The sequence below is a fragment of the Granulicella sp. L56 genome (assembly GCF_009765835.1).
Taxonomy (GTDB): domain Bacteria; phylum Acidobacteriota; class Terriglobia; order Terriglobales; family Acidobacteriaceae; genus Edaphobacter.
In genome coordinates this window covers 286,031-305,502 of sequence record NZ_LMUS01000006.1, presented here as the reverse complement: position 1 = coordinate 305,502, position 19,472 = coordinate 286,031, and the positions used below count along the sequence as shown (strand labels likewise).

General features: G+C 58.7%; 14 protein-coding genes. 9 read left to right on the top strand and 5 right to left on the bottom strand.

Annotated elements, in window-relative coordinates; all coding sequences use genetic code 11:
* The gene (locus GSQ81_RS09130) at positions 1-1,377 is read left to right on the top strand and encodes a TolC family protein (RefSeq protein WP_158910471.1); all 1,377 of its coding nucleotides are present in this window, start codon (positions 1-3) and stop codon (positions 1,375-1,377) included.
* Here GSQ81_RS09130 and GSQ81_RS09125 read toward each other — a convergent pair.
* The 3 genes from GSQ81_RS09125 to GSQ81_RS09115 form a co-directional block, all read right to left on the bottom strand.
* Positions 1,374-2,615, bottom strand: coding sequence for a M20/M25/M40 family metallo-hydrolase (locus GSQ81_RS09125; RefSeq protein ID WP_158910470.1), 1,242 nt, complete (start codon positions 2,613-2,615; stop codon positions 1,374-1,376). The genes GSQ81_RS09130 and GSQ81_RS09125 overlap by 4 nt on opposite strands.
* 182 nt (positions 2,616-2,797) lie before the next feature.
* A complete protein-coding gene (truA, locus tag GSQ81_RS09120) occupies positions 2,798-3,580 on the bottom strand; it encodes a tRNA pseudouridine(38-40) synthase TruA (protein WP_158910469.1) in 783 nt (260 codons plus the stop codon).
* Between the two features lie 135 nt (positions 3,581-3,715).
* The gene (locus GSQ81_RS09115) at positions 3,716-4,909 is read right to left on the bottom strand and encodes an L-rhamnose/proton symporter RhaT (protein WP_158910468.1); all 1,194 of its coding nucleotides are present in this window, start codon (positions 4,907-4,909) and stop codon (positions 3,716-3,718) included.
* A 133-nt stretch (positions 4,910-5,042) separates the two neighbouring features.
* On the opposite strand from GSQ81_RS09115, the gene GSQ81_RS09110 reads away from it, so the two are divergent.
* The 4 genes from GSQ81_RS09110 to GSQ81_RS09095 all read left to right on the top strand — a co-directional run bounded on the left by GSQ81_RS09110 (position 5,043) and on the right by GSQ81_RS09095 (position 9,435).
* Entirely contained in the window at positions 5,043-5,783 is a 741-nt protein-coding gene (locus tag GSQ81_RS09110) for a (Fe-S)-binding protein (RefSeq protein WP_158912138.1), read from the top strand.
* Positions 5,780-7,237, top strand: a complete 1,458-nt coding sequence (locus GSQ81_RS09105) for a LutB/LldF family L-lactate oxidation iron-sulfur protein (protein WP_158910467.1) — start codon at positions 5,780-5,782, stop codon at positions 7,235-7,237. Before GSQ81_RS09110 ends, GSQ81_RS09105 begins: the two co-directional genes overlap by 4 nt.
* Positions 7,227-7,901: an LUD domain-containing protein gene (locus GSQ81_RS09100; protein WP_158910466.1), complete on the top strand. Its 675-nt coding sequence runs from the start codon at positions 7,227-7,229 to the stop codon at positions 7,899-7,901. Before GSQ81_RS09105 ends, GSQ81_RS09100 begins: the two co-directional genes overlap by 11 nt.
* A 328-nt stretch (positions 7,902-8,229) precedes the next feature.
* Positions 8,230-9,435 (top strand): TIM barrel protein, encoded by a 1,206-nt coding sequence (locus GSQ81_RS09095; protein ID WP_158910465.1) that lies wholly within the window; start codon positions 8,230-8,232, stop codon positions 9,433-9,435.
* 67 nt (positions 9,436-9,502) lie between these two features.
* On the opposite strand, the gene GSQ81_RS09090 is transcribed toward GSQ81_RS09095, so the two are convergent.
* On the bottom strand, positions 9,503-12,373 hold the full coding sequence (locus GSQ81_RS09090) for an ABC transporter permease (RefSeq protein ID WP_158910464.1): 2,871 nt from the start codon (positions 12,371-12,373) through the stop codon (positions 9,503-9,505).
* A gap of 10 nt (positions 12,374-12,383) precedes the next feature.
* Entirely contained in the window at positions 12,384-12,713 is a 330-nt protein-coding gene (locus GSQ81_RS09085; RefSeq protein WP_158910463.1) for a PadR family transcriptional regulator, read from the bottom strand.
* 169 nt (positions 12,714-12,882) lie between these two features.
* Between GSQ81_RS09085 and GSQ81_RS09080 the strand changes: the two genes are divergently transcribed.
* The 4 genes from GSQ81_RS09080 (at position 12,883) to GSQ81_RS09065 (ending at position 19,322) form a co-directional block, all read left to right on the top strand.
* Complete coding sequence (locus GSQ81_RS09080) at positions 12,883-13,971, top strand: substrate-binding domain-containing protein (RefSeq protein ID WP_158910462.1); 1,089 nt, start codon at positions 12,883-12,885, stop codon at positions 13,969-13,971.
* 147 nt (positions 13,972-14,118) lie between these two features.
* A complete protein-coding gene (locus GSQ81_RS09075; protein ID WP_158910461.1) occupies positions 14,119-16,326 on the top strand; it encodes a bifunctional rhamnulose-1-phosphate aldolase/short-chain dehydrogenase in 2,208 nt (735 codons plus the stop codon).
* Entirely contained in the window at positions 16,323-17,807 is a 1,485-nt protein-coding gene (locus GSQ81_RS09070) for a rhamnulokinase family protein (RefSeq protein WP_254060094.1), read from the top strand. The genes GSQ81_RS09075 and GSQ81_RS09070 overlap by 4 nt, the downstream gene beginning before the upstream one ends.
* A gap of 36 nt (positions 17,808-17,843) precedes the next feature.
* Complete coding sequence (locus GSQ81_RS09065) at positions 17,844-19,322, top strand: RNB domain-containing ribonuclease (protein WP_158910460.1); 1,479 nt, start codon at positions 17,844-17,846, stop codon at positions 19,320-19,322.
* The last annotated feature ends 150 nt before the right edge of the window (positions 19,323-19,472 follow it).

Genomic DNA, 19,472 nt, shown 5'->3' with positions numbered 1-19,472 from the left:
ATGGTTCTGAAGCTACATACTTTTACTTTGCTGTTGCTCGCTCCTTGTATTACCTGGGGACAGGTGCAGTCCTCTCTTCGGTTACCGAATGCGCCGTCAGCTACCCATGCTGTACTTGAGGCAGCACAGACAGCCTCTACTTCTGACGCTCCGGTTCTACTGACTCGTAAACAGGCTGAGACGATTGCGCTGGCGAACAATCCTCGCATTCATATTGGGCAGTTGCTTGCCAAGGTGCAGCATCAGGTGGTGAGGGAGACTCGCTCGGGTGAGTTGCCGGACCTCAGCGGAAACCTGACCGCGGTTCAGGCAGAGGAGGCGAGTCGCATCTCCGCGGGGAGCCTCACTGCTTCGAGGTTGCTGCAACATGCTGGAATGGGTGTTCAAGTAAACCAATTGATTACCGATTTCGGGCATACACAAAACCTGGTGGCTTCGGCGAGGCTGAACGAGAAGGCTCGACTGGCGGATGCCGAGGCTAATCGCGAGGATATTGTTCTTGCGACAGATCAGGTGTTCTATCAGGCGATTGAGGCGCAAGCTACTTTGAAGGTGGCTGAACAGACTGTTTCGGCGAGGCAGACGCTGGTCGATCAGGTAAGTGCGCTGACTTCGGCCAAGCTGAAGTCGGATCTCGACCTTAGTTTTGCTCAGGTGAATTTGTCGCAGGCGAAGCTGTTGCAATTGGACGCTCAGAATAATTTCGATGCGGCGAAAGCCTCATTGGACGCGGTGTTGGGTTATGACCGGCCTACGAATTACAAATTGGTGGCAGGGACGGATTCGCTGGCAGCTTTGCCGCCGGATGTTGCTCCACTGATTGCGTCGGCTATTCAGAACCGGCCTGACCTACAGTCGCTGCAGTGGAACGAACAGGCGGCACGGAAGTACAGCCGGGCACAGCATGAACAGCTTTTGCCTACGATCAGTGCACTGGGAACGGTGGGTAAGACTCCAGTCGGTTCCAGCCAGTACTTTCCTACGAGCTGGTATGGTGCTGTGGGCGTCAATATGAGCGTTCCTATCTTCAATGGCTTTCGCTACTCGGCCGAGGCTTCACAGGCTTCGCTGGAGGCAAAGGCTGCTGCCGAGCGTACACGCGATCTTCGCGACCAAGTGGTTCGTGATGTTCGGACGGCATGGCTGAATGCGAACACTGCGCTGCAACGCGTGACGGTTACCGAGGAGTTCCAGCGGCAGGCGAATCTTGCGCTCAATCTGGCGCAGACCCGGTACAAGCTGGGGTTGAGTTCCATAGTGGAGCTTAGCCAGGCGCAGTTGCAGCAGACGCAGGCAGCCATCAGCGATGCGAACGCGCGGTCACAGTATGGCTTTGCCCTGTCTGATCTGCGCTTCCAGACAGGGGTTCAGCCTTAGGGTTGGTGACTTCCCGCGGTGACTTGGGTGGTATCGAGGAGTGTGAGGAGGATGCGGCGCAGGGCGGTTTCGCGGCCGGTTGGGTCGTACCACTCCTGCAAGGTGTGGATGCCTCCTCCGCTGCCTCCCGTGCCTACCGCCATCGCGGGAATGCCCAGCGATAGCGGTAGGTTGGCGTCGGTCGAACCTAGCCGTAGTTCGGTGCGGAGGGTGAGGTGGCGGTCTACGGCGCGAAGAGTTTCGAGCAATGGGGAATCGTCGGGCAGGGTTGCGGCTGGCCGGTTGCCAATGTTTTGAATCGTGATGTTTGTCGCCGAGGATGTGGATCTCTCAGTGGCTAATGCGGGCAGGAAGCTGTCGCAGATTCTGCGGACGGCGGCTTCGGCGGCGCGTAAATGGTTGGGATCGATGGATCGTAGATCGAGCAGGACTGTGGCGGACTCGGGGATGGAGTTGATGGAGGTTCCGCCAGAGATGTGACCTGCGTTGAGGGTGGTTAACGGCTCGGTGGGGAGATCAATTTCGGCGATAGCGGTGAGGATGCGGCTGAGGATGAGGATGGGGTTGGGCGCTCCGGCATCGGCCCAGGAGTGGCCACCGGGGCCAGTGACGGTGATGCTGAGACGGGTGCTGCCGAGTGCACGAGTGACGGTGGTGTTGGTGCCTCCGCCTTCGAGGGCGAGGGCTGCGGCGATGCGGTGGCGGTAGGGGCCTTGCTCGAAGAGATAGCGCATGCCGCGGAGGTCGCCCTCGCCCTCTTCGCCTACGTTGGCGGCGAAGAGGATGGGGATTGGCGGCGTGATGTTGGCGTAGCGAAGGGCGGCGGCGATGCCGAGCAGAGCTGTGAGTCCAGCCGCGTTGTCGCAGACACCGGGAGCGTAGATGCGAGGGCTGTCATTAGCCTGACGGGGCTCGCAGGAGGTTCCGGCGGGGAAGACGGTGTCGAGGTGGGCGGAGAGAAGGATGCAGGGGGTGTTGGGGGGAGTTTCTGGTGAGGCTAGTTCGGCGAGGGCGTTGCCCTCTTCATCGAGATGGATATTCGTCAGGCCGAGATGGTGGAAGCGGTCGAGGAACCAGGCGGCGCGCGCGGATTCGGCGAAGGGAGGCGCGGGGATGCGGACCATCTCCAGTTGCCATTGGTGGAGTTGAGGCTGGTGGAGGTGCAGCCAATGGAAGGCCCGATGGACCGCGGTGAGGGTGGCGAGGCGGGTGATGCGATGTTGGGCGGCGGCTGACATTAATATTTAACCTCTACTTTAGAGGTTTTGCAGGGTAGGGGTCGGGCTTTCTGCCCCGTTCCGCAAGTTGGCTGGTGATTCGTACACGATGTTGCGGCCGAGAAACCCATGTCCCAAACTCGGGACATGGGGCACCCAGATTGATGGCTGGATGGAGATGTGTGGACAGTGCATTGTGGGGATCATTCGTATTCAACTTCGACGAGGAAGAGGCCGGCGGCGGGGGCGGTGGGACCGGCGGCGGAGCGGTTAGAGGCTGCGAGGATTTCGGGGATGGCGTGAGCAGAGATGCGGCCTGTGCCTGCTTCGGCGAAGGTGCCTACGAGGTTGCGCACCATGTGGTGAAGGAAGCCGGTTCCGGTGACCCGGTAGATGAAGATGCCTTCTTGCTGGCGCCAGTGGGAGTGGTGGATAGTACGGATGGCAGTTGCGTGTTGTGGCTGGTCGGAAGATAGGTCGGCGGTGCGGGTAGCGAGGTCGGGGTCTGCGGCGGCGAAAGAGGTAAAGTCGTGGGTGCCAAGAATATAGGCGGCTGCTTGCTGGAGTTGCTCGAAGTCGAGAGGGATGGGACAGGGCCAGACGTAGGGGGCGAGCATCGGCGAGCAGATGCTGCCGGCGGGGTGGATGCGGTACTCGTAGGTTTTGCCGATGGCGCGGTGGCGGGCGTGGAAGTCGGATGGGGTGTGGTCAATAGAGAGGACGCGGATGCTGGGGGGCAAAGCGTGATTGAGGGCTCGTCGAAAGTTGGCGGGTGGAATGGGGGATTCGAGGGAGAAGGAGGCTACTTGCGCGAGAGCGTGGACTCCGGCGTCGGTGCGGCCTGAACCCTGGGGGAGAACGGTTTCTCCGGTGATGTGGTGGATGGCCTGGGCGAGGGTTCCCTGAACGGTGGGCAGGTTGGGCTGGATCTGCCAGCCGTGGTAGGGAGTTCCGTCGTAGCTCAGGATGGCTTTCCAGTTGGGCATGGCTGCTTTTTGCGACGGTATCACGGATGGGTATTGGGCGGTAGGTTCAGTAAAAGCCTACTTCCCACCCTTGCGGTGAAGCTGCAAAGGATGGGGCACCCGAGTTTTTGCGATTTGGTTGAGAGAAGACGATTGTTAGTGGAGCATGGCGGCTGTCACTGCATCCTGCGTAGCTTTGAGATAGTTGCCGTAGCCTACGACTACCGTTGAGCCGACGAGGAGAAAGAGGCCAATGGCTACCAGCCACTTCGTGCGGTTGCTGGTGCCTCGCCATTCTTTGAGGGCCAGGCCCCATAGCGTGGCGAAGATGATGATCGAGGCCATGTGCAGGGTCCAACTGGAGAAATCGTATTTGCCCATCTTGGTCTGGCCCATGGAGTAGAAGAAGAACTGGAAGTACCAGATGACTCCGGCCATGGCGGCGAAGAGGTAGTTGGCGACCAGGGTTTTGGGGGCGAGGCGGTCGTAGGTGGAGGCGTCGAGCGGATCGAAGTCAACGAGCGTGTCGCCGGAGGAGTGCGAGGCGCGCATAGGATTGTTGCCGGGGGCGCCGACGAACTGCTTGATGGAGCTGTTCTTGATGATGAGGATGGCGGACCAGATGAAGTTGGTGAGGAAGCCTCCCCAGAGAACGACGATGAGGATGGGAAGATTCTGCCAGAGGTCGAGGCGATGGTTGGCGAGGAGCTGAACCTTGGCGATGTCGCCGATAGGCTTGCCGGCGGCGAGGCCGAAGGCGAAGAAGCTGCTCATGATGCCGGCGAAGATGGCGACGGCGATGCCCTTGCCGAAGGAGAAGTCGGACTCGCCCGCTTCGGCCTTCTCCTCAGGGGTGGTCTCCTGCTCTTTCGACCAGCCTGCGGCTCCGTTGACGGCTACGGCGATGAGGCAGATGGCGACACCGAGAAGGATGATCTGGCCGGAACCTTCGTGCATGATGGTGGTGATCTGGCCGGTGTAGATCGGTGGGATCAGTGTGCCGAAGGCGGTGCAAAGGCCAAGTGCGATGGCGTAGCCGAGGGCAATGCCGAGGTAGCGGATGGCAAGCCCGAAGGTGAGGCCGCCGATTCCCCAGAGTGCGCCGAAGAGGAAGGCGTAGCGGCAATCGGATGGATGAGTCGCGTAGGCGGTGTGCAGGATGCCCGCGAGGTTGGGCACGAAGATGTAGGCGAGGACGACGGGCGCGACGATCCAGGCGGCAAAGCCCTGGATGAGCCAGTAGATCTCCCACGACCAGCGCTTGATGGCGCGGAAGGGGATGAAGTTGGTGGCGGAGGCGAAGCCGCCGATCCAGTGATAAATGACGCCGATAAACGGATTGGTTCCCACGCAGGCCTCGTTGATGGTGCAATGATAGTGATGGTGCTGTGCCGGGTACTATCCTACCTGACGCGATTTGCGTTGGGGAAATATACTCTCTATTGAATTTAATGCGCTGGCCGGTGCGGCTGGAGGTTTGGCTCTGCGAGTTTCCTTATTCATTACCTGCTACAACGACACGCTGTTTCCTGAGACGGGCAAATCCGTGGTGAAGGTGCTGGAACGGCTGGGGCATACGGTTGAGTTTCCTGCCGGGCAGACCTGCTGCGGGCAGATGCACTATAACACCGGCTATCAGGCAGAAGCCATGCCGCTGGTGCAGCGGTTTGTCGACCAGTTTCGCGGGGCCGAGGCGGTGGTGGTGCCGTCTTCGAGCTGCGTGGCGATGATGAAGGACCACTATCCGAAGATGGCCGCGGAGATTGGCGATGCGAAGCTGATTGCGGATGTCGAAGAGCTGTTGCCTCGGGTGTTCGAGTTCTCGGAGTTCTTGACGCGGGGGTTGGGGCTGGAGGATGTGGGAGCCTATTATCCGCACCGGGTGACCTATCACGCGAGCTGTCACGGGTTGCGGAATCTTGAGCTGGGAGACGGGCCGCTGCGTCTGCTGAAGGCGGTGCGGGGAATCGATCTGGTTCCGCTGGAAGGACTGGAACAGTGCTGCGGCTTTGGCGGAACGTTTGCCATAAAGAATGCGGATGTTTCGAGCGCGATGCTTTCGGAGAAGACGACGGCGGTGTTGAATACGGGCGCGGAAGCTTGTACGGCTTGCGATAATAGCTGCCTGATGCATATTCAGGGAGCGCTGCATCGACAGCGGACCGGAGTGAAGACGGTGCATCTGGCGGAGATATTGGCCGGGGATGAAGGGGTGACACGGTGAGCGGAGTTGCGTTAGATCCGAAGACGTCGCCTGTATTCCCGATGGCAGCGAAGGCTGCGCTGGGTGACACGCAGATGCGGAAGAACGTTCGCCATGCCACAGACGTGATTCAGTCCAAGCGAGCGCGCGTCGTGGGCGAGATGCCGGATTGGCAGCAGTTGCGCGAGGCAGGCAGGCAGATTCGCCAGCACACTATGGAGCATCTGGATTTCTACCTGGAGCAGTTTGAGGAGAACTGCACGCGAGCGGGTGGTGTCGTGCACTGGGCTCGCGATGCGGAAGAGGCGAAGAGAATTGTTACTGCGCTGGTGAAGGCGAGCGGCTCGGATGAGGTCATCAAGATCAAGTCGATGACTACGGAAGAGATTCATCTGAATGATGCGCTGGCGGCGGCGGGGATTCACGCCTATGAGACCGACCTGGCTGAGTTGATTATTCAGCTAGGGGAAGACCAGCCTTCGCATATTGTGGTTCCGGCGCTGCATAAGAACCGGCAGCAGATTCGCGAGATCTTTCAGAGGAAAATGAATCTGCCGGAGTTGGGTGAGACCCCGCAGGATTTGGCCGATGCCGCTCGTATGTTTTTGCGAGAGAAATTTTTGCGGGTGAAGACGGGAGTGAGCGGCGCTAATTTCCTGATCGCGGAGACAGGAGGGGTTTGCATCGTCGAAAGCGAGGGCAATGGACGCATGTGCCTGACGCTGCCGGAGACGCTGATTACGATTGTGGGAATCGATAAAGTGCTACCGCGGTTTCAGGACCTTGAGGTGGTGTTGCAGTTATTGCCACGCTCGGCCACCGGCGAGCGGATGAATCCGTACAACTCGATCTGGACCGGAGTGAAGGAAGGCGATGGGCCGCGCGCATTTCATGTAGTGCTGATGGACAATGCGCGGACGGAGATTCTGGCGGACAAGGAAGGCCGGCAGACGCTGAACTGCATTCGCTGCGGAGCTTGCCAGAATGCCTGCCCTGTCTATCGGCAGACGGGCGGACAGGCTTACGGGAGCGTGTATGCCGGACCGATTGGCGCGATTCTGACGCCGCAGTTGCAGGAGATGCACTATGCGCAGAGCCTTCCGTTTGCATCGTCGCTGTGCGGGGCCTGCTACGAAGTGTGTCCGGTGAAGATCAATATTCCCGAGGTGCTGATTCATCTGCGGAACAAGGTGGTGAAGCAGAATACGGCGGGGATTGCGGGCTTGTTCGATGTCGAAGCTGGGGCCATGAAGGCCATGGCGATGATCTTCAAGAGCGAGCGACGTTTTCGGGCGGCGCAGCGGCTGGGGCGCATTGCGGAGACTCCGCTGGTGCGCAAGGACGGGCGAGGTGTGGGCTGGATAGGCTGGCTGCCAGGGATGCTGGGCGGCTGGACGCAGGTAAGGGACCTGCAGGAGATGCCGGAAGAGACCTTCCGCGATTGGTGGGAGAAGCGGAGGACGAATGGGAACTGAGATGATGGTTGCTACTAACTCCGGTACGGCGCGGGCTGAGGTTTTGCGGCGTATTCGTGTGGCTAAAGGTGGGACTTCGGATACCGAGACTGCAGGAACTGCGTGGAGCCGTGTGGCGCGAGAGTATCGACGCAGCGCAGTGTTGGAGCCGAAGTCGCTGTTGGAACTGCTTGAAGACCGGTTACGGGACTATGACGCGCATGTGGTCCGCGTGGGGTATTGCGACGTGGCCGATGCTGTCGCGAAGATGCTTGCAGCGCGAGGGAAGCGGCGGTTGGTGGTTCCGGCTGGGCTTGCAGCAGAGTGGCTTCCTGCGGGCTTTGAGTTTGTGAGGGACGACGGCATGAGCTCGACGGCGCTGGATGCTTTCGATGGGGTGATGACTGGCTCGACCGTCGCGATTGCCGTAACCGGGACAGTGATCCTGCAGAATGTGCCGGGGCAGGGACGGCGCGCGGTGACGTTGGTGCCGGATTATCACCTCTGCATTGTGAATGCCGCCGATGTGGTCGAAACGATACCACAGGCGATGGACCGTCTACACGAGACAGCGAAGTTGACGACGACTTTTTTTTCGGGGCCTTCGGCTACGGCAGATATTGAGATGACTCGGATTAAGGGCGTGCATGGACCGAGGCATCTGGATGTGATCCTGATCGTATAAGAGGTCCGTCCACAGGTAGATCTCAGGAGGGTGAGGGTACCGTTTGAGAGACAACGAACGGCAAGACCAAATGAGCACTAAGGGGAGAACCTCCTTCGGCTACGCTCAGGATGAGATGGCCATATCGTCATTCTGTTCGAGCGGGGATGTCGTACCAGTTCGCGGTGGTTGCCCATATCGATCTTTCCATAGGCTATGCACTTTTTAACGAGATACAAAGATTTGAAAATCTTTTTGACAAATGGTGCGGGGATGGTTCAATCTTTGTGTGTTTCAATAGGGAGTATATTTCTATCTTTAGAAACTGCTGGATTGAGGGGAATTTGCAATGACGACGAACGGTGCAGGGACGGCAGGACGTGACGCAGAGAAAATTTGTAGCGCTCTGGATAGCTTTCGGATCGAAGTGCCTTCATGGGGGTTCGCCAATACCGGCACACGGTTTGGAAAGTTTGTGCAGGGTGGAGCGGCCACGACGACGGAAGAGAAGTTTGCCGATGCCTCGCAAGTGAATGCGCTGACGGGAGCAAGCCCGACGGTTGCGCTGCATGTGCTGTGGGACCTGCCGGGCGGGAAGGCTGATGTTCCGGCGATTCAGGCGCTGGAAAAGAAGTATGGCGTGAAGTCGGGTGGCATCAATCCAAACCTTTTCCAAGATGCCGAATACAAGTTCGGATCGATTGCGAATCCTAGTGCGGAGATTCGTGGAATTGCGCTGCAGCATTTGCTCGATTCGGTGGAGATCGGCAAGGTGCTGGGCTCGAAGGACGTCTCGTTGTGGATTGCGGACGGCTCGAATTATCCGGGGACGCAGAGCGTACGGCGGCGCATCGAGTGGATGCAAGAGGTATTGGGTAAGACTCACGCGGCGCTCGGCCCTGACCAGCGAATGCTGGTGGAGTACAAGCCGTTTGAGCCTGCTTTCTATCATACGGACATCGCGGACTGGGGCATGGCTCTGGAACTGGCGCGCGATGCGGGACCGCAGGCCAAAGTGCTGGTGGATACGGGCCACCACTATCAGGGCACGAACATCGAGCAGATTGTGGCGTGGTTGCTGCAACTGGGGCAGCTTGGCGGGTTCCACTTCAATGACCGCAAGTATGCCGATGACGACCTGACGCTGGGCTCGATCGATCCTTACCAGTTGTTCCGCATCTTCCATGAGATTGTGAGCGCCAGCCCGGCGGAGCGTGCGGAGATATCCTTCATGATCGACCAGAGCCACAACCTGAAGGGCAAGATCGAAGCGATGGTGCAGTCGGTGCTTACGGCGCAGGAGCTTTATGCGAAGGCTTCGCTGATCGATCAGGAGAAGCTGGCAGAGCTGCAGGATTCGTGTCGTCTGGTGGAAGCGGAAGAGTGCTTCCGCACGGCGTTCTGGCAGGATGTACGTCCCATGGTTCGAGAGTGGCGGGTTACACGTGGTCTGCCTGCCGATCCTTTGAAGGCGCTGGCCGAGAGCGGCTATGTGGAGAAGGTGACGCGCGAGCGTGGCAGCAAGAATGCGCGCAGCGTCTCCAGCTACGCGTAACGGGCACTGAGTTTTTATCTGAAGATTGCGCCGCCCTATCGTTCGGGGGGCGGCGCATTTTCTTTGCCTACTCGTAGCGCAGGGCCACGACGGGGTTAACCTTGGTTGCGCGATGGGCTGGGAGCCACGCTGCGATGAGTGTTACTGCAGAGATTGTCAGAATGGCTGCGAGGATAGTCTGCGGGTCAGTGGCGTTCAGGCCGAAGAGCTGCGATTGAATGGTACGGCCAGCGGCAAGTGTGACGGGGACCCCGATGGCGATTCCTATGGCGAGCAGGAGAAGCGACTCTTTCATGATCATCCAGAGCACGCCGCCGAGCTGCGAGCCGAGCGCGATGCGGATGCCGATCTCGTTGGTGCGGCGAACGACGTTGTAGCTCATCACGCCGTAGAGGCCGATACTGGCAAGCACCAGAGCGAGTAGCGAGAAGATAGCGGTGAGCGAAGAGATGAGTTCATCGTCAGTCATGAAGGTGGAGACCTGATCGTGAATGGTGGTGATGTTGAACAGCGCGAGGTTGGGGTCGGTTGCTGTTACGGCGGCGCGGAGATTCGCGATGGTTTTGGCCGGATCGCCCGTAGTGCGGACGAGGATGGTACCGGCGAAACGATCTTGATTCTCTTCGGGAGGGGTTGGTGTGGGGCCGCCGGATCTGACAGATGAAGCTGCGGAGGAAGCGACTGGAGCGGGTACGAAGGGTTCGATTTGAGCTAAGGGGATGTAGGTCATCCTCGTAGGATCTGTGTTTCTGGGACCGCGAACTTTGGTATCGCGGGCGATGCCTACGATGCGCCAGGGTCCTTTGACTGTGTCGATGTCGATGGTGAGTGAGCGGCCAATAGCGTTCCCTTTGGGGAAGAAATGGTTGGCAATCGCCTGATTAATGACAGCGACTTTGAGGCTGCTGGCAGAGTCGGTCGGAGTGATTGGGCGTCCGGCGATGATGGGAATGTTTGCGGTTTCGAAGTAGCGGCCTGAGACGCGGTTAAGGATAGAACCCATATCTTCTTTTGGTGCCGGAGTGTATCCGGAGAGTTCGATGGTCGAACTCCATGCTCCGCTGCTGATTGGCGGTGTGGCGGAGAGAGCCGCAGAGCGGACACCGGGAATAGCGGAGAGGTGCTCAAGGAGGGTCTGATAAAGAGCGGGAGTTTGGCTGGGCTTGTAGCCGGCAAGCTGAGTGTTGAAGCTTGCCAGAAGAAGGTGGGTGCGCTCGAAGCCGTAGTCCTGATTTTGCAGATTGCGAAGGGTACGAAGAAAGAGGCCAGCGCCGACGAGTAAAAGCAGCGACAGCGTAACCTGGGCGGTGACGAGAGTCTTGGGCCAGAAGCGTGATGCTTTGCCTCCGCTGCTTTGCGCGGTGCGTGTGTTGGAGCTAAGTGTGGTTGTAGAGCCAGTGCGTGCGGCGTTGAGGGCCGGAGCGAGCCCGAAAAGAAGTCCAGTCGCAAGAGAGACTGTGAGGGTGAAGAGCAGAACCGTCAGATCCGGTTTTGAGCTCATTGCGATGTAGGGATTGCCCTGGCTGAAAAAGACGATAAGAGCGCGAGTGGTGGCGAAGGCGATGCCCAATCCAAGAAGACCGCCTGAGAGGGCGAGAAGCACTGTTTCGATGAGGCATTGCCGGATGATGCGTGCGTGGCTGGAGCCGAGCGCGAGGCGCGTAGCGATTTCACGCTGACGAGAGGCGCCGCGGGCGAGAAGAAAGTTGGCGAGGTTGGCGCAGGCGATGAGAAGGACTAAGCCCACCACAGCCATGAGAATTCGCAGCGAGTCTCCATATTGGCTGCGGATGGAGGAGACTCCGTTGGCAGCAGACACGAGGGGAACGGTGGCACGGTTGATCTCCTGTTGACGCGCAGGCGAGATGGGGGCGCCTTCATTCGCGCGGATGCCGGTGCGGATCTGCTGGTCGAGCCAAGCCTGGCTTTGCGCAAGGGCGGCTTTGTTTGTTGCGGCTTCAGGGCTGAGGCGGCCGAAGAGATGCAGAAAGTAGGCACCATTTTGCGGAGTTAGTAGAGAGGGACCTTGCTGGATTACCGTTTGCATCGTGATCGGTGTCCAGAGCTCGGTTGGCTCAAGATCAAGCTTGATCCCGTGGAAGGCTTCCGGCATGACGCCGATGACGGTGAAGGGAGTGCTGTTGATAGTGATTGTTTTGCCGAGAACGGCGGGATCGCCGGAGAGAGACTGTTGCCAGAAGTGGTAACTAAGGACGACGACGGCACCGCTGCCGGGAGTTGCATCGTCTGCCGGAGTGATGGCGCGGCCGAGGAATGGTTGCGCTCCGATGATGCTGAAATAGTTACCGGAGACTAGATTAGCGGGAGCGAAGATAGCGGCGTTGTTGGAGGTATCTTTGCTAGTCGCAGAGATATGCACGCTTACTCTTTGAGAAAAACTTAGGTAAGCGGCGATGCCCTGGAAGGGGCCGGGGTTCGCCTGGAGTTGGCGGGCAAAGTACCAGGGAAACATGCCATGGCTGCCGAGATCGATGCCGCCGAGGACGCCTCCGCCCTCGGAATTACCGAAGCTGACGAGTTGCTGAGGATTTTGCACGGGGAGATCGCGGAGGAGAACCTGATGGATGAGCGTAAAGATGGCGGTGTTACCCCCAATGCCAAGCGCAAGCGACAGGACGGCAACGGCAGTGAAGCCGGGGCTTTTGGTCATCATCCGCAGGCTGAAGCGGATGTCCTGCCAGATGCTTTCGACGGTGGACTCCCATCCGGAGGCTCTGACCCTGTGTTTCACGGCCTCTGTGCTGCCCATCTCAACGCGGGCAGCGCGTCGGGCTTGCCGATCGCTCATGCCTTGGCGAATCTTTTCCTGCATGGAGGCTTCCTGAAAAGCCTGGAGCTCTTCATCCATGTCGTGGCTTCTCTGTTCTTTGTGAAAGAGCGCCTGGATTCCACTGATGAGACTTCGCATGATTGGCATGATGGCTCCGTCAGGCTCCGAGGATGCTGGTGATGGCGGCTAGTTGGCGACTCCATTGCTGAGTCTCTTCCTTGAGCGCTTTGCGGCCCTGGTCGGTGAGCAGGTAATACTTGGCGCGGCGGTTGTTCTCAGTGGCACGCCACTCTGCCTTGATGCGGGCTGCGCGCTCGAGTCGGCTGAGGGCAGGAAAGAGTGAGCCAGGATTGACGCGGAAGACCCCGTTGCTGATCTGCTCGATGCGAAGGGCAACGCCGTAGCCGTGCATCGGCTCCAGCGCAAGCGTTTTGAGAATCAGCATTTCGAGGGTTCCCTGGATAAGGTCGCTGGGTTTGCCGGTCATCAATCGCTCCTCTTGATTGTCTAGAGGTATATTGCTGCTCCACTAGATTGTCAAGAGGAGAGTTTATTTTGCGATGAGGATTCCTTGCAGGCTGTTGATTTCATTAACGAAACTTCGTCTGTTTGTCGCATAATGGAGCGGCTGAGTGATCGCTCCTCAGAGGGAGAGTATGCCTGTGCGCAAAACGACGAAGAGACTTTATCTGATTCCTGTGCTGTCGAAAGCGCTGGACATACTTGAGCTTTTACAGGAAGAGAACCAGCCGATGACGCTGGAGGCGATTCATCGCAAGACGCGAATCTCGAAGACGACGGTCTACCGGATTCTAAAGACGTTTGTGCATCGCGGATATCTATCGCAGTCTCCCGACGGGCTGTACCGGCAGGTGACTCGGCCTAAAAAGATGCGGTTCGGGTTTGCCGGGCAGAGCGCGGACATGCCGTTCTCAAACGAGGTAACGGAGAGCCTGAAGGATGCGGCCGCCTCGGTGGGAGTGGACCTGATGATTCTGGACAATTGTTACGACGCGGCCACCGCATTGAAGAATGCAGAGGAGTTCGTGCGCAGCAAGGTCGATCTGGTGATCGAGTTCCAGGTGGAGCAGGAGGTTGCTCCTATGATCGGCGATAAGATCGCCGGAGCAAATATTCCGCTGATCGCCATCGATATTCCTCATCCTCATGCGACGTATTTCGGTGTGGACAACTACCGCGTCGGTATTGAGGCCGGGGAGACGCTGGCGGCCCATGCGGTAGCGAACTGGGAGGGCAAGGTGGAGTGGGTGCTGGGGCTGGACCTGGCAGAGGCCGGCCCGCTGGTGCAGAGCAGAATTACGGGCGCCTTCGAGGGTGTTCGCAATGGGATCTCCGATCTACCCGTAGAGCTATTTGTTCGGATGGATGCGCGGGGAATGAGGGAGCGCAGCAGGAAGCTGGTTACCGACTTTTTGCAGCGGCATCCCAAGGACAAGCACATTCTGGTTGCGGCCGCGACAGATTCAAGCGCGTTGGGCGCAGTCGATGCGGTGAGGGAGTTGAAGCGGGACAAGCACGTTGTGGTGGTCGGTCAGGATTGCATCGCCGAGGCGATTGCGGAGATGCGCAAGGACAAGTCGCCCTTGATTGGCTCGGTGTCGCATGAGGCGAGCTCGTATGGGCCAAGCCTGGTTCACCTGGGGCTACAACTGCTGCGAGGCCAGACGGTGCCCCCCTACAACTACGTCGCACACAAGATGGTGACGCAGAAGATGCTGGAATAAGAGGCCCTAAGCAGCGCCGATTTTATTTTCAGCAACGACAGGCCAACGAAAATTCTATTTGAATTTTTCACATATGAAATAGTTGCTGTATTGGTGTTTTGTGTGAAATGATAGTGAGGATTTAGATCTAATAAAGAGGTCAATACAATGGCGGCAAAGAATGGTCTGCGGTTTCTTGAAGATCGTTGGGATAATGCAATAGCGGCGAAGCTGGATGGGCCGGAGCTCCTGCGTTATCGATCGAACCTGCTGGGATCGGACTTGCGGATTACTAACTTTGGTGGGGGCAATACCAGCTCGAAGCTGGAGCAGATTGATTCGTTGGACGGCAAGACGAAGCAGGTCCTTTGGGTGAAGGGCAGCGGCGGCGATCTGGGAAGCATTAAGCGGACCGGATTTGCGACGCTGTATCTCGATAGACTGCTCGCGTTGGAAAAAGCCTATCGCGGCGTCGATTTGGAAGACGAGATGGTGGACATGTATCCGCTGTGTACGTTCGGCAACAATCCTGTTGCGGCTTCGATCGATACGCCGCTGCATGGCTTTCTGCCGTTTCCGCATGTGGACCATCTGCACCCGGACTGGGGGATCGCGCTGGCGGCCTCGGCGAACGGGAAGATCAAGGTGGACGAGTTCAACAAGGAGTTTGGACATAAGCTGGCATGGCTGCCATGGCAGCGCCCCGGGTTTGAGCTTGGAATGATGCTGCGCAAGATCGTCGAAGACACGCCTGGGTGCGACGGCGTGGTGCTCGGTGGGCACGGTCTGTTTACGTGGGGCAATACGCAGCGCGAAAGCTATCTGAATACGATTACGATCATCGACCAGCTTGGCCAGTTTATCGAGCGACACGCTGCGACGGCGGGACACAAGCACTTCGGTGGTGGCCAGGTGAAGAGCCGCGAAGATCGGGCAGAGATTGCACTGCAGATCATGCCTCATCTGCGTGGCGTTGTCTCGCGCAAGCAGCGCTGGATTGGAAGCTACTCGGATCTGTCGCAGGTGCTGGAGTTCGCGAACTCGGCGCAGGCAGAGAAGCTGGCGCACCTAGGTACGAGCTGCCCTGACCACTTTATTCGTACAAAGATTCGCCCGATGTTCATCAAGTGGAATCCGGCGGGTGATCCTGCAGAACTCAAAGAGCTAGTGGAGACGGCGCTCGAGACCTATCGCGCGGAGTATGCGGAGTATTACAAGAAGCACGCGCTGAAGGATTCTCCCGCGCTGCGTGATGCCAGCCCAACGGTAGTGCTGGTGCCGGGCGTGGGCATGTTCAGCTTCGGCAAGAACAAGACCGAGTCGCGCATTACCGGCGAGTTCTACATTAACGCGATTGGCGTGATGCAGGGCGCAGGAGCGCTGGGTGTGGGAGTTGATTGCAAGGATGTTCCGCAGGCGGGTCCAGCGGCTTCGGCGGACCAGTTCACCACATACTCGAACTACGTTGCGCTGCCGCCGAGCGAGGCCTTCCGCATTGAGTACTGGAAGCTCGAAGAGGCGAAGATTCGCCGTCAGCCCGCGGAGAAGGAACTGAGCCGCCGCGTGGCTCTCATCGTTGGCGGCGGCAGCGGCATTGGCCGCGAGGTCGCTTTGCTGGCCGCGGAGCGTGGTGCGCATGTCGTGATCGCCGACCGTGATGTGAAGGGCGCTGAAGCAGTTGCTGAAGAGACGAAGGCGATCGCTGGCAAGGAAGCTGTGAGCTGGGTGAGTATCGACATTCGCGACCGCAAAGCCATCAAAGCCGCGCTGGATGCGGCGGTCAAGCAGTTTGGCGGTGTTGATATCCTCATCAATACTGCCGCGTTGTTCCCGTCGTCACCTGATGGAATCATCACAGATGCGCAGTGGGCGCTGACGCTCGAGGTTAACGTTACGGCGAACTATTTGTTGACTGATGAGGCGGCGAAGCTGTTTGCAGAGCAGGGAATCGATGCCAGTGTGGTGCTGACAAGCTCGGCCAATGCGGTCGTCGCTAAACGTGGCAGTGAGGCATACGACGTCAGCAAGGCGGCATTGAGCCACTTGATCCGGGAGCTTGCAGTCTCGCTCTCGCCGAAGGTGCGGGTGAATGGGATTTCGCCTGCCACGGTAGTCAAGGGCTCGACCATGTTCCCGCGCGACCGAGTGATTGCGTCGCTCAAAAAGTACAAGCTGCCGTTTGACGAGAAGGATACGGATGACGGTCTGCGCAATGAGCTGGCGAAGTTCTATGCCACGCGCACTCTGACGCATCAGCCCATCGACCCGAAGGACTGCGCGCAGGCGATCATGTTCCTCGCCGGGCCACTGGCACGCTGCACAACGGGCCATCTTATTCCCGTTGATGGAGGCTTGACCGAGGCCTATTTGCGATGAAGCGTGCCCGCCACTGGACAGGTGACATGGCATTGCGCCCCGCCGACACACGGGCATCGATTGCAGTAGATCTGGGAGCGGAGAGCTGCCGGGTCTCGCTGCTGAGATGGCTTGACGGCGCTGCTGCGATCTCGCTGGTGCACCGGTTTGCGAACGCTCCGCGCGAAGTCGACGGCGGTCTGCACTGGGACTTCGCGATGATCGAAGCCGGTCTCGACGAAGGCCTGCGCAAGTGTGCCGCGATCGCAACCGAAGGCGTGCGCTCGATTGCCGTTGATGGATGGGCGGTTGATTACGTCCGGCTCGATGCCGAAGGAAAGCCGCTGGCTGACCCTTTCTGTTATCGCGATGAGCGCACCTTGAAGGCGGAGCGATCCCTGCATCGCAGGATCAGCCCAGAGAAGTTGCGCGAGCTGACTGGTGTTCAACTGCTGCGGATCAACACGCTCTATCAGCTCCACGCGGATACGTTGCAGGGGCTTCCTGAGGGGAGCCAGTGGCTGAATTTGCCGGAGTACATCCTCGCTCGCTGGGGCGGGGCGCGTGTGGCCGAACATACGAACGCCACGCATACCGGCATGGTAGAGCTGTACCGCAGGCAGTGGTGCCGCGAGATCTTCAGTGCAGCGCAACTCGATCTTGCCAGCGCACCTAAGATCGTTCCTCCGGGAACAGAGGTCGGCAAACTGAGCGGACCGCTGACGGAACTGCCTGCGTTCCGAGATACCGTACTGATTGCACCGGCGTGTCATGACACGGCGTCTGCGATTGCCGGAATTCCTGCGACGGGAAGCGATTGGGCCTATATCAGTTCGGGCACATGGTCGCTGGTAGGAACGCTGGTGGAGCAGCCACGCAACGGCAAGGATGCGGCTGAAGAGAACTTTACGAATCTTGGCGCCGTGGGCGACAGAATTTGCTTTCACAAGAATGTGAACGGTATGTGGCTTATCAAACAATGCATCGACAAGTGGGCTGCTGACGGCAAGGTGTGGAGTGTGCCTGAACTGGTAGCCGCGGCCGAGGCAGTCGCGAAGCCGCACGGTGTTCTCGATGTGGACGATCCTGAGCTTCTGCTGGCGGGGCGAATGCCTCAGCGCATCAATGCGCAGCGTGTGCGCAAAGGTTTCGAGCCGTTGGATGAGAGTCCCGAAGGCGCTCCCGTGTTTGCCAGCCTGATCTTCCATAGCCTGGCTGCGCGCTATGCGAAGGTGTTGGATCGCGTGGCCCTGCACAGCGGCAAGAAGCTGAAGCGGCTGTTCATCGTTGGAGGTGCCAGCCAGAACGAGTTTCTTAACCGCCTTACGCAGCAGGCAACTGGTCTCGAATTGTTTCGCGGCTCGGCCGAAAGCTCGACGGTGGGCAACTTCTCTGTGCAGATGGCCGTGCTCGAAGGCAGCCGCGACTCGGTGACGGGCGCGTATGCGGAGCAGGTGTCGCGCTGGGCAGGCGTATTTGTCGCTGCGCTGGAACGATCTTAAGCAAAGGGAAAGGCGAGCGTGGTAGCCTTCCCTTGCATGTCCACACATACCTTTGATCTTGCTGCTTCTGCGTCGGCGGAGATGATCCGCGAGGGTTTTCAACCGGATTTTCCAACAGGCAGTGAGCAGCAGGTCGAAGAGATTCGTGCCGATGGCCATGCGGCGCAGCGTGGCCCGGATACACACGATCTGCGTTCGCTGCACTGGTCTTCGATCGACAACGACACCTCGCGCGATCTCGACCAGATTGAGGTTGCCGAGCGCATTGCTGACAGCGTTGACAGTGGTATTCGCGTCAGAGTGGGAGTTGCAGACGTCTCAGCCTCGGTGTTCAAGAATACGCCGATCGACGAGCACGCGGCGCAGCAGACGCAGACCGTCTACACGGCAGTGCGCAACTTTCCCATGTTACCCAACGAGCTTTCTACTGACCTTACTTCACTGAATGAAGGTGAAGATCGTGCAGCGATGGTGGTGGAGTTTGTCGTCAATGAGCAAGGTGTAGTTGGACAGACGAGTATTTATCGTGCTGCGGTGAAGAACAAGGCACAGCTTGCGTACAGTAAGGTTGGACCGTGGCTTGAAGGAAAAGCGGCACCCGATGAGAAGGTTGGGGCGTCGGCGGAGTTGCAGGTGCAGCTAAAGCTGCAGGATGAGGCGGCGGTGGCGCTGCGTGCGGAGCGGGTGCGACAGGGAGCGCTCGAGTTCAATCGCATCGAGGCGGACCCAGTGGTGGTCGATGGGCAGGTGCACGAGATCAGGACGGCTGAACATAACCGGGCCACTGACCTGATCGAAGAGTTCATGATTGCGGCTAATGGAACGATGGCGCGCACGCTCCGCGAGGCACATCGGTCGTGCATTCGCCGCGTGGTGCGGACTCCTAAACGGTGGGACCGCATTATGGAACTGGTAGAACGGAATGGCACGAAGCTGCCGTTGCAGCCTGATTCCGGTGCGTTGAATACTTTTTTGCAGGCGAAGCGAACAAGCGATCCGATTCACTATCCCGATCTGGCACTTGCAATCATTAAGCTGATGGGGCCCGGTGAATATGTTCTGACCAAAGGCGATGAGGCCGAGCCGTTAGGACACTTCGGTCTCGCGGCGGAAGATTATGCCCATTCGACGGCTCCAAATCGACGGTTCGCTGATCTGGTGACGCAGCGAGTGGTGAAGGCGATGCTCGATAAGGAGCCTCCACCGTACACCGACGACGAACTGGCGGCGATTGCGCAGCGATGTAATGTGCAGGAGGCGGCGGCCCGTAAAGTCGAACGAGCGATGGAGAAACGAGTAGCGGCGGTTGCGTTGTCCGACAGCATCGGCAAGATTTTCCATGGCGTCATTACTGGTGCAGGCAACAAAGGCGTCTATGTGCGCGTCTTCCATCCTCCGGTCGAAGGCAAGGTGATTCATGGCGAGCAGGGGTTGGATGTGGGGGATACGGTCAACGTGACCCTGCTTCATACCGATCCGCAACGTGCCTTTATCGACTTCGGGCTGGCTCAATGATCGTTCGACCGACCTATATATAGCTCGATTCGCCGTACAGCGATTTTCAGGCCACCAAAGTCTATTGGCGCGGTCTCGTTGTTGAAAATCGGCGGTTGACCTTTCGTCGAGTAAAATCAATTATGCCCACCCCGCTTCAAAAAGGAGAAA

Coding starts and splice junctions, on each gene's coding strand:
- GSQ81_RS09125 (WP_158910470.1), bottom strand. CDS start 2,615: ATGTCAGCCGCCGCCCAACATCGCATCACCCGCCTCGCCACCCTCACC.
- GSQ81_RS09130 (WP_158910471.1), top strand. CDS start 1: ATGGTTCTGAAGCTACATACTTTTACTTTGCTGTTGCTCGCTCCTTGT.
- GSQ81_RS09085 (WP_158910463.1), bottom strand. CDS start 12,713: ATGACCGGCAAACCCAGCGACCTTATCCAGGGAACCCTCGAAATGCTG.
- GSQ81_RS09070 (WP_254060094.1), top strand. CDS start 16,323: ATGAAGCGTGCCCGCCACTGGACAGGTGACATGGCATTGCGCCCCGCC.
- GSQ81_RS09095 (WP_158910465.1), top strand. CDS start 8,230: ATGACGACGAACGGTGCAGGGACGGCAGGACGTGACGCAGAGAAAATT.
- GSQ81_RS09080 (WP_158910462.1), top strand. CDS start 12,883: ATGCCTGTGCGCAAAACGACGAAGAGACTTTATCTGATTCCTGTGCTG.
- GSQ81_RS09100 (WP_158910466.1), top strand. CDS start 7,227: ATGGGAACTGAGATGATGGTTGCTACTAACTCCGGTACGGCGCGGGCT.
- GSQ81_RS09075 (WP_158910461.1), top strand. CDS start 14,119: ATGGCGGCAAAGAATGGTCTGCGGTTTCTTGAAGATCGTTGGGATAAT.
- truA (WP_158910469.1), bottom strand. CDS start 3,580: ATGCCCAACTGGAAAGCCATCCTGAGCTACGACGGAACTCCCTACCAC.
- GSQ81_RS09090 (WP_158910464.1), bottom strand. CDS start 12,373: ATGCCAATCATGCGAAGTCTCATCAGTGGAATCCAGGCGCTCTTTCAC.
- GSQ81_RS09065 (WP_158910460.1), top strand. CDS start 17,844: ATGTCCACACATACCTTTGATCTTGCTGCTTCTGCGTCGGCGGAGATG.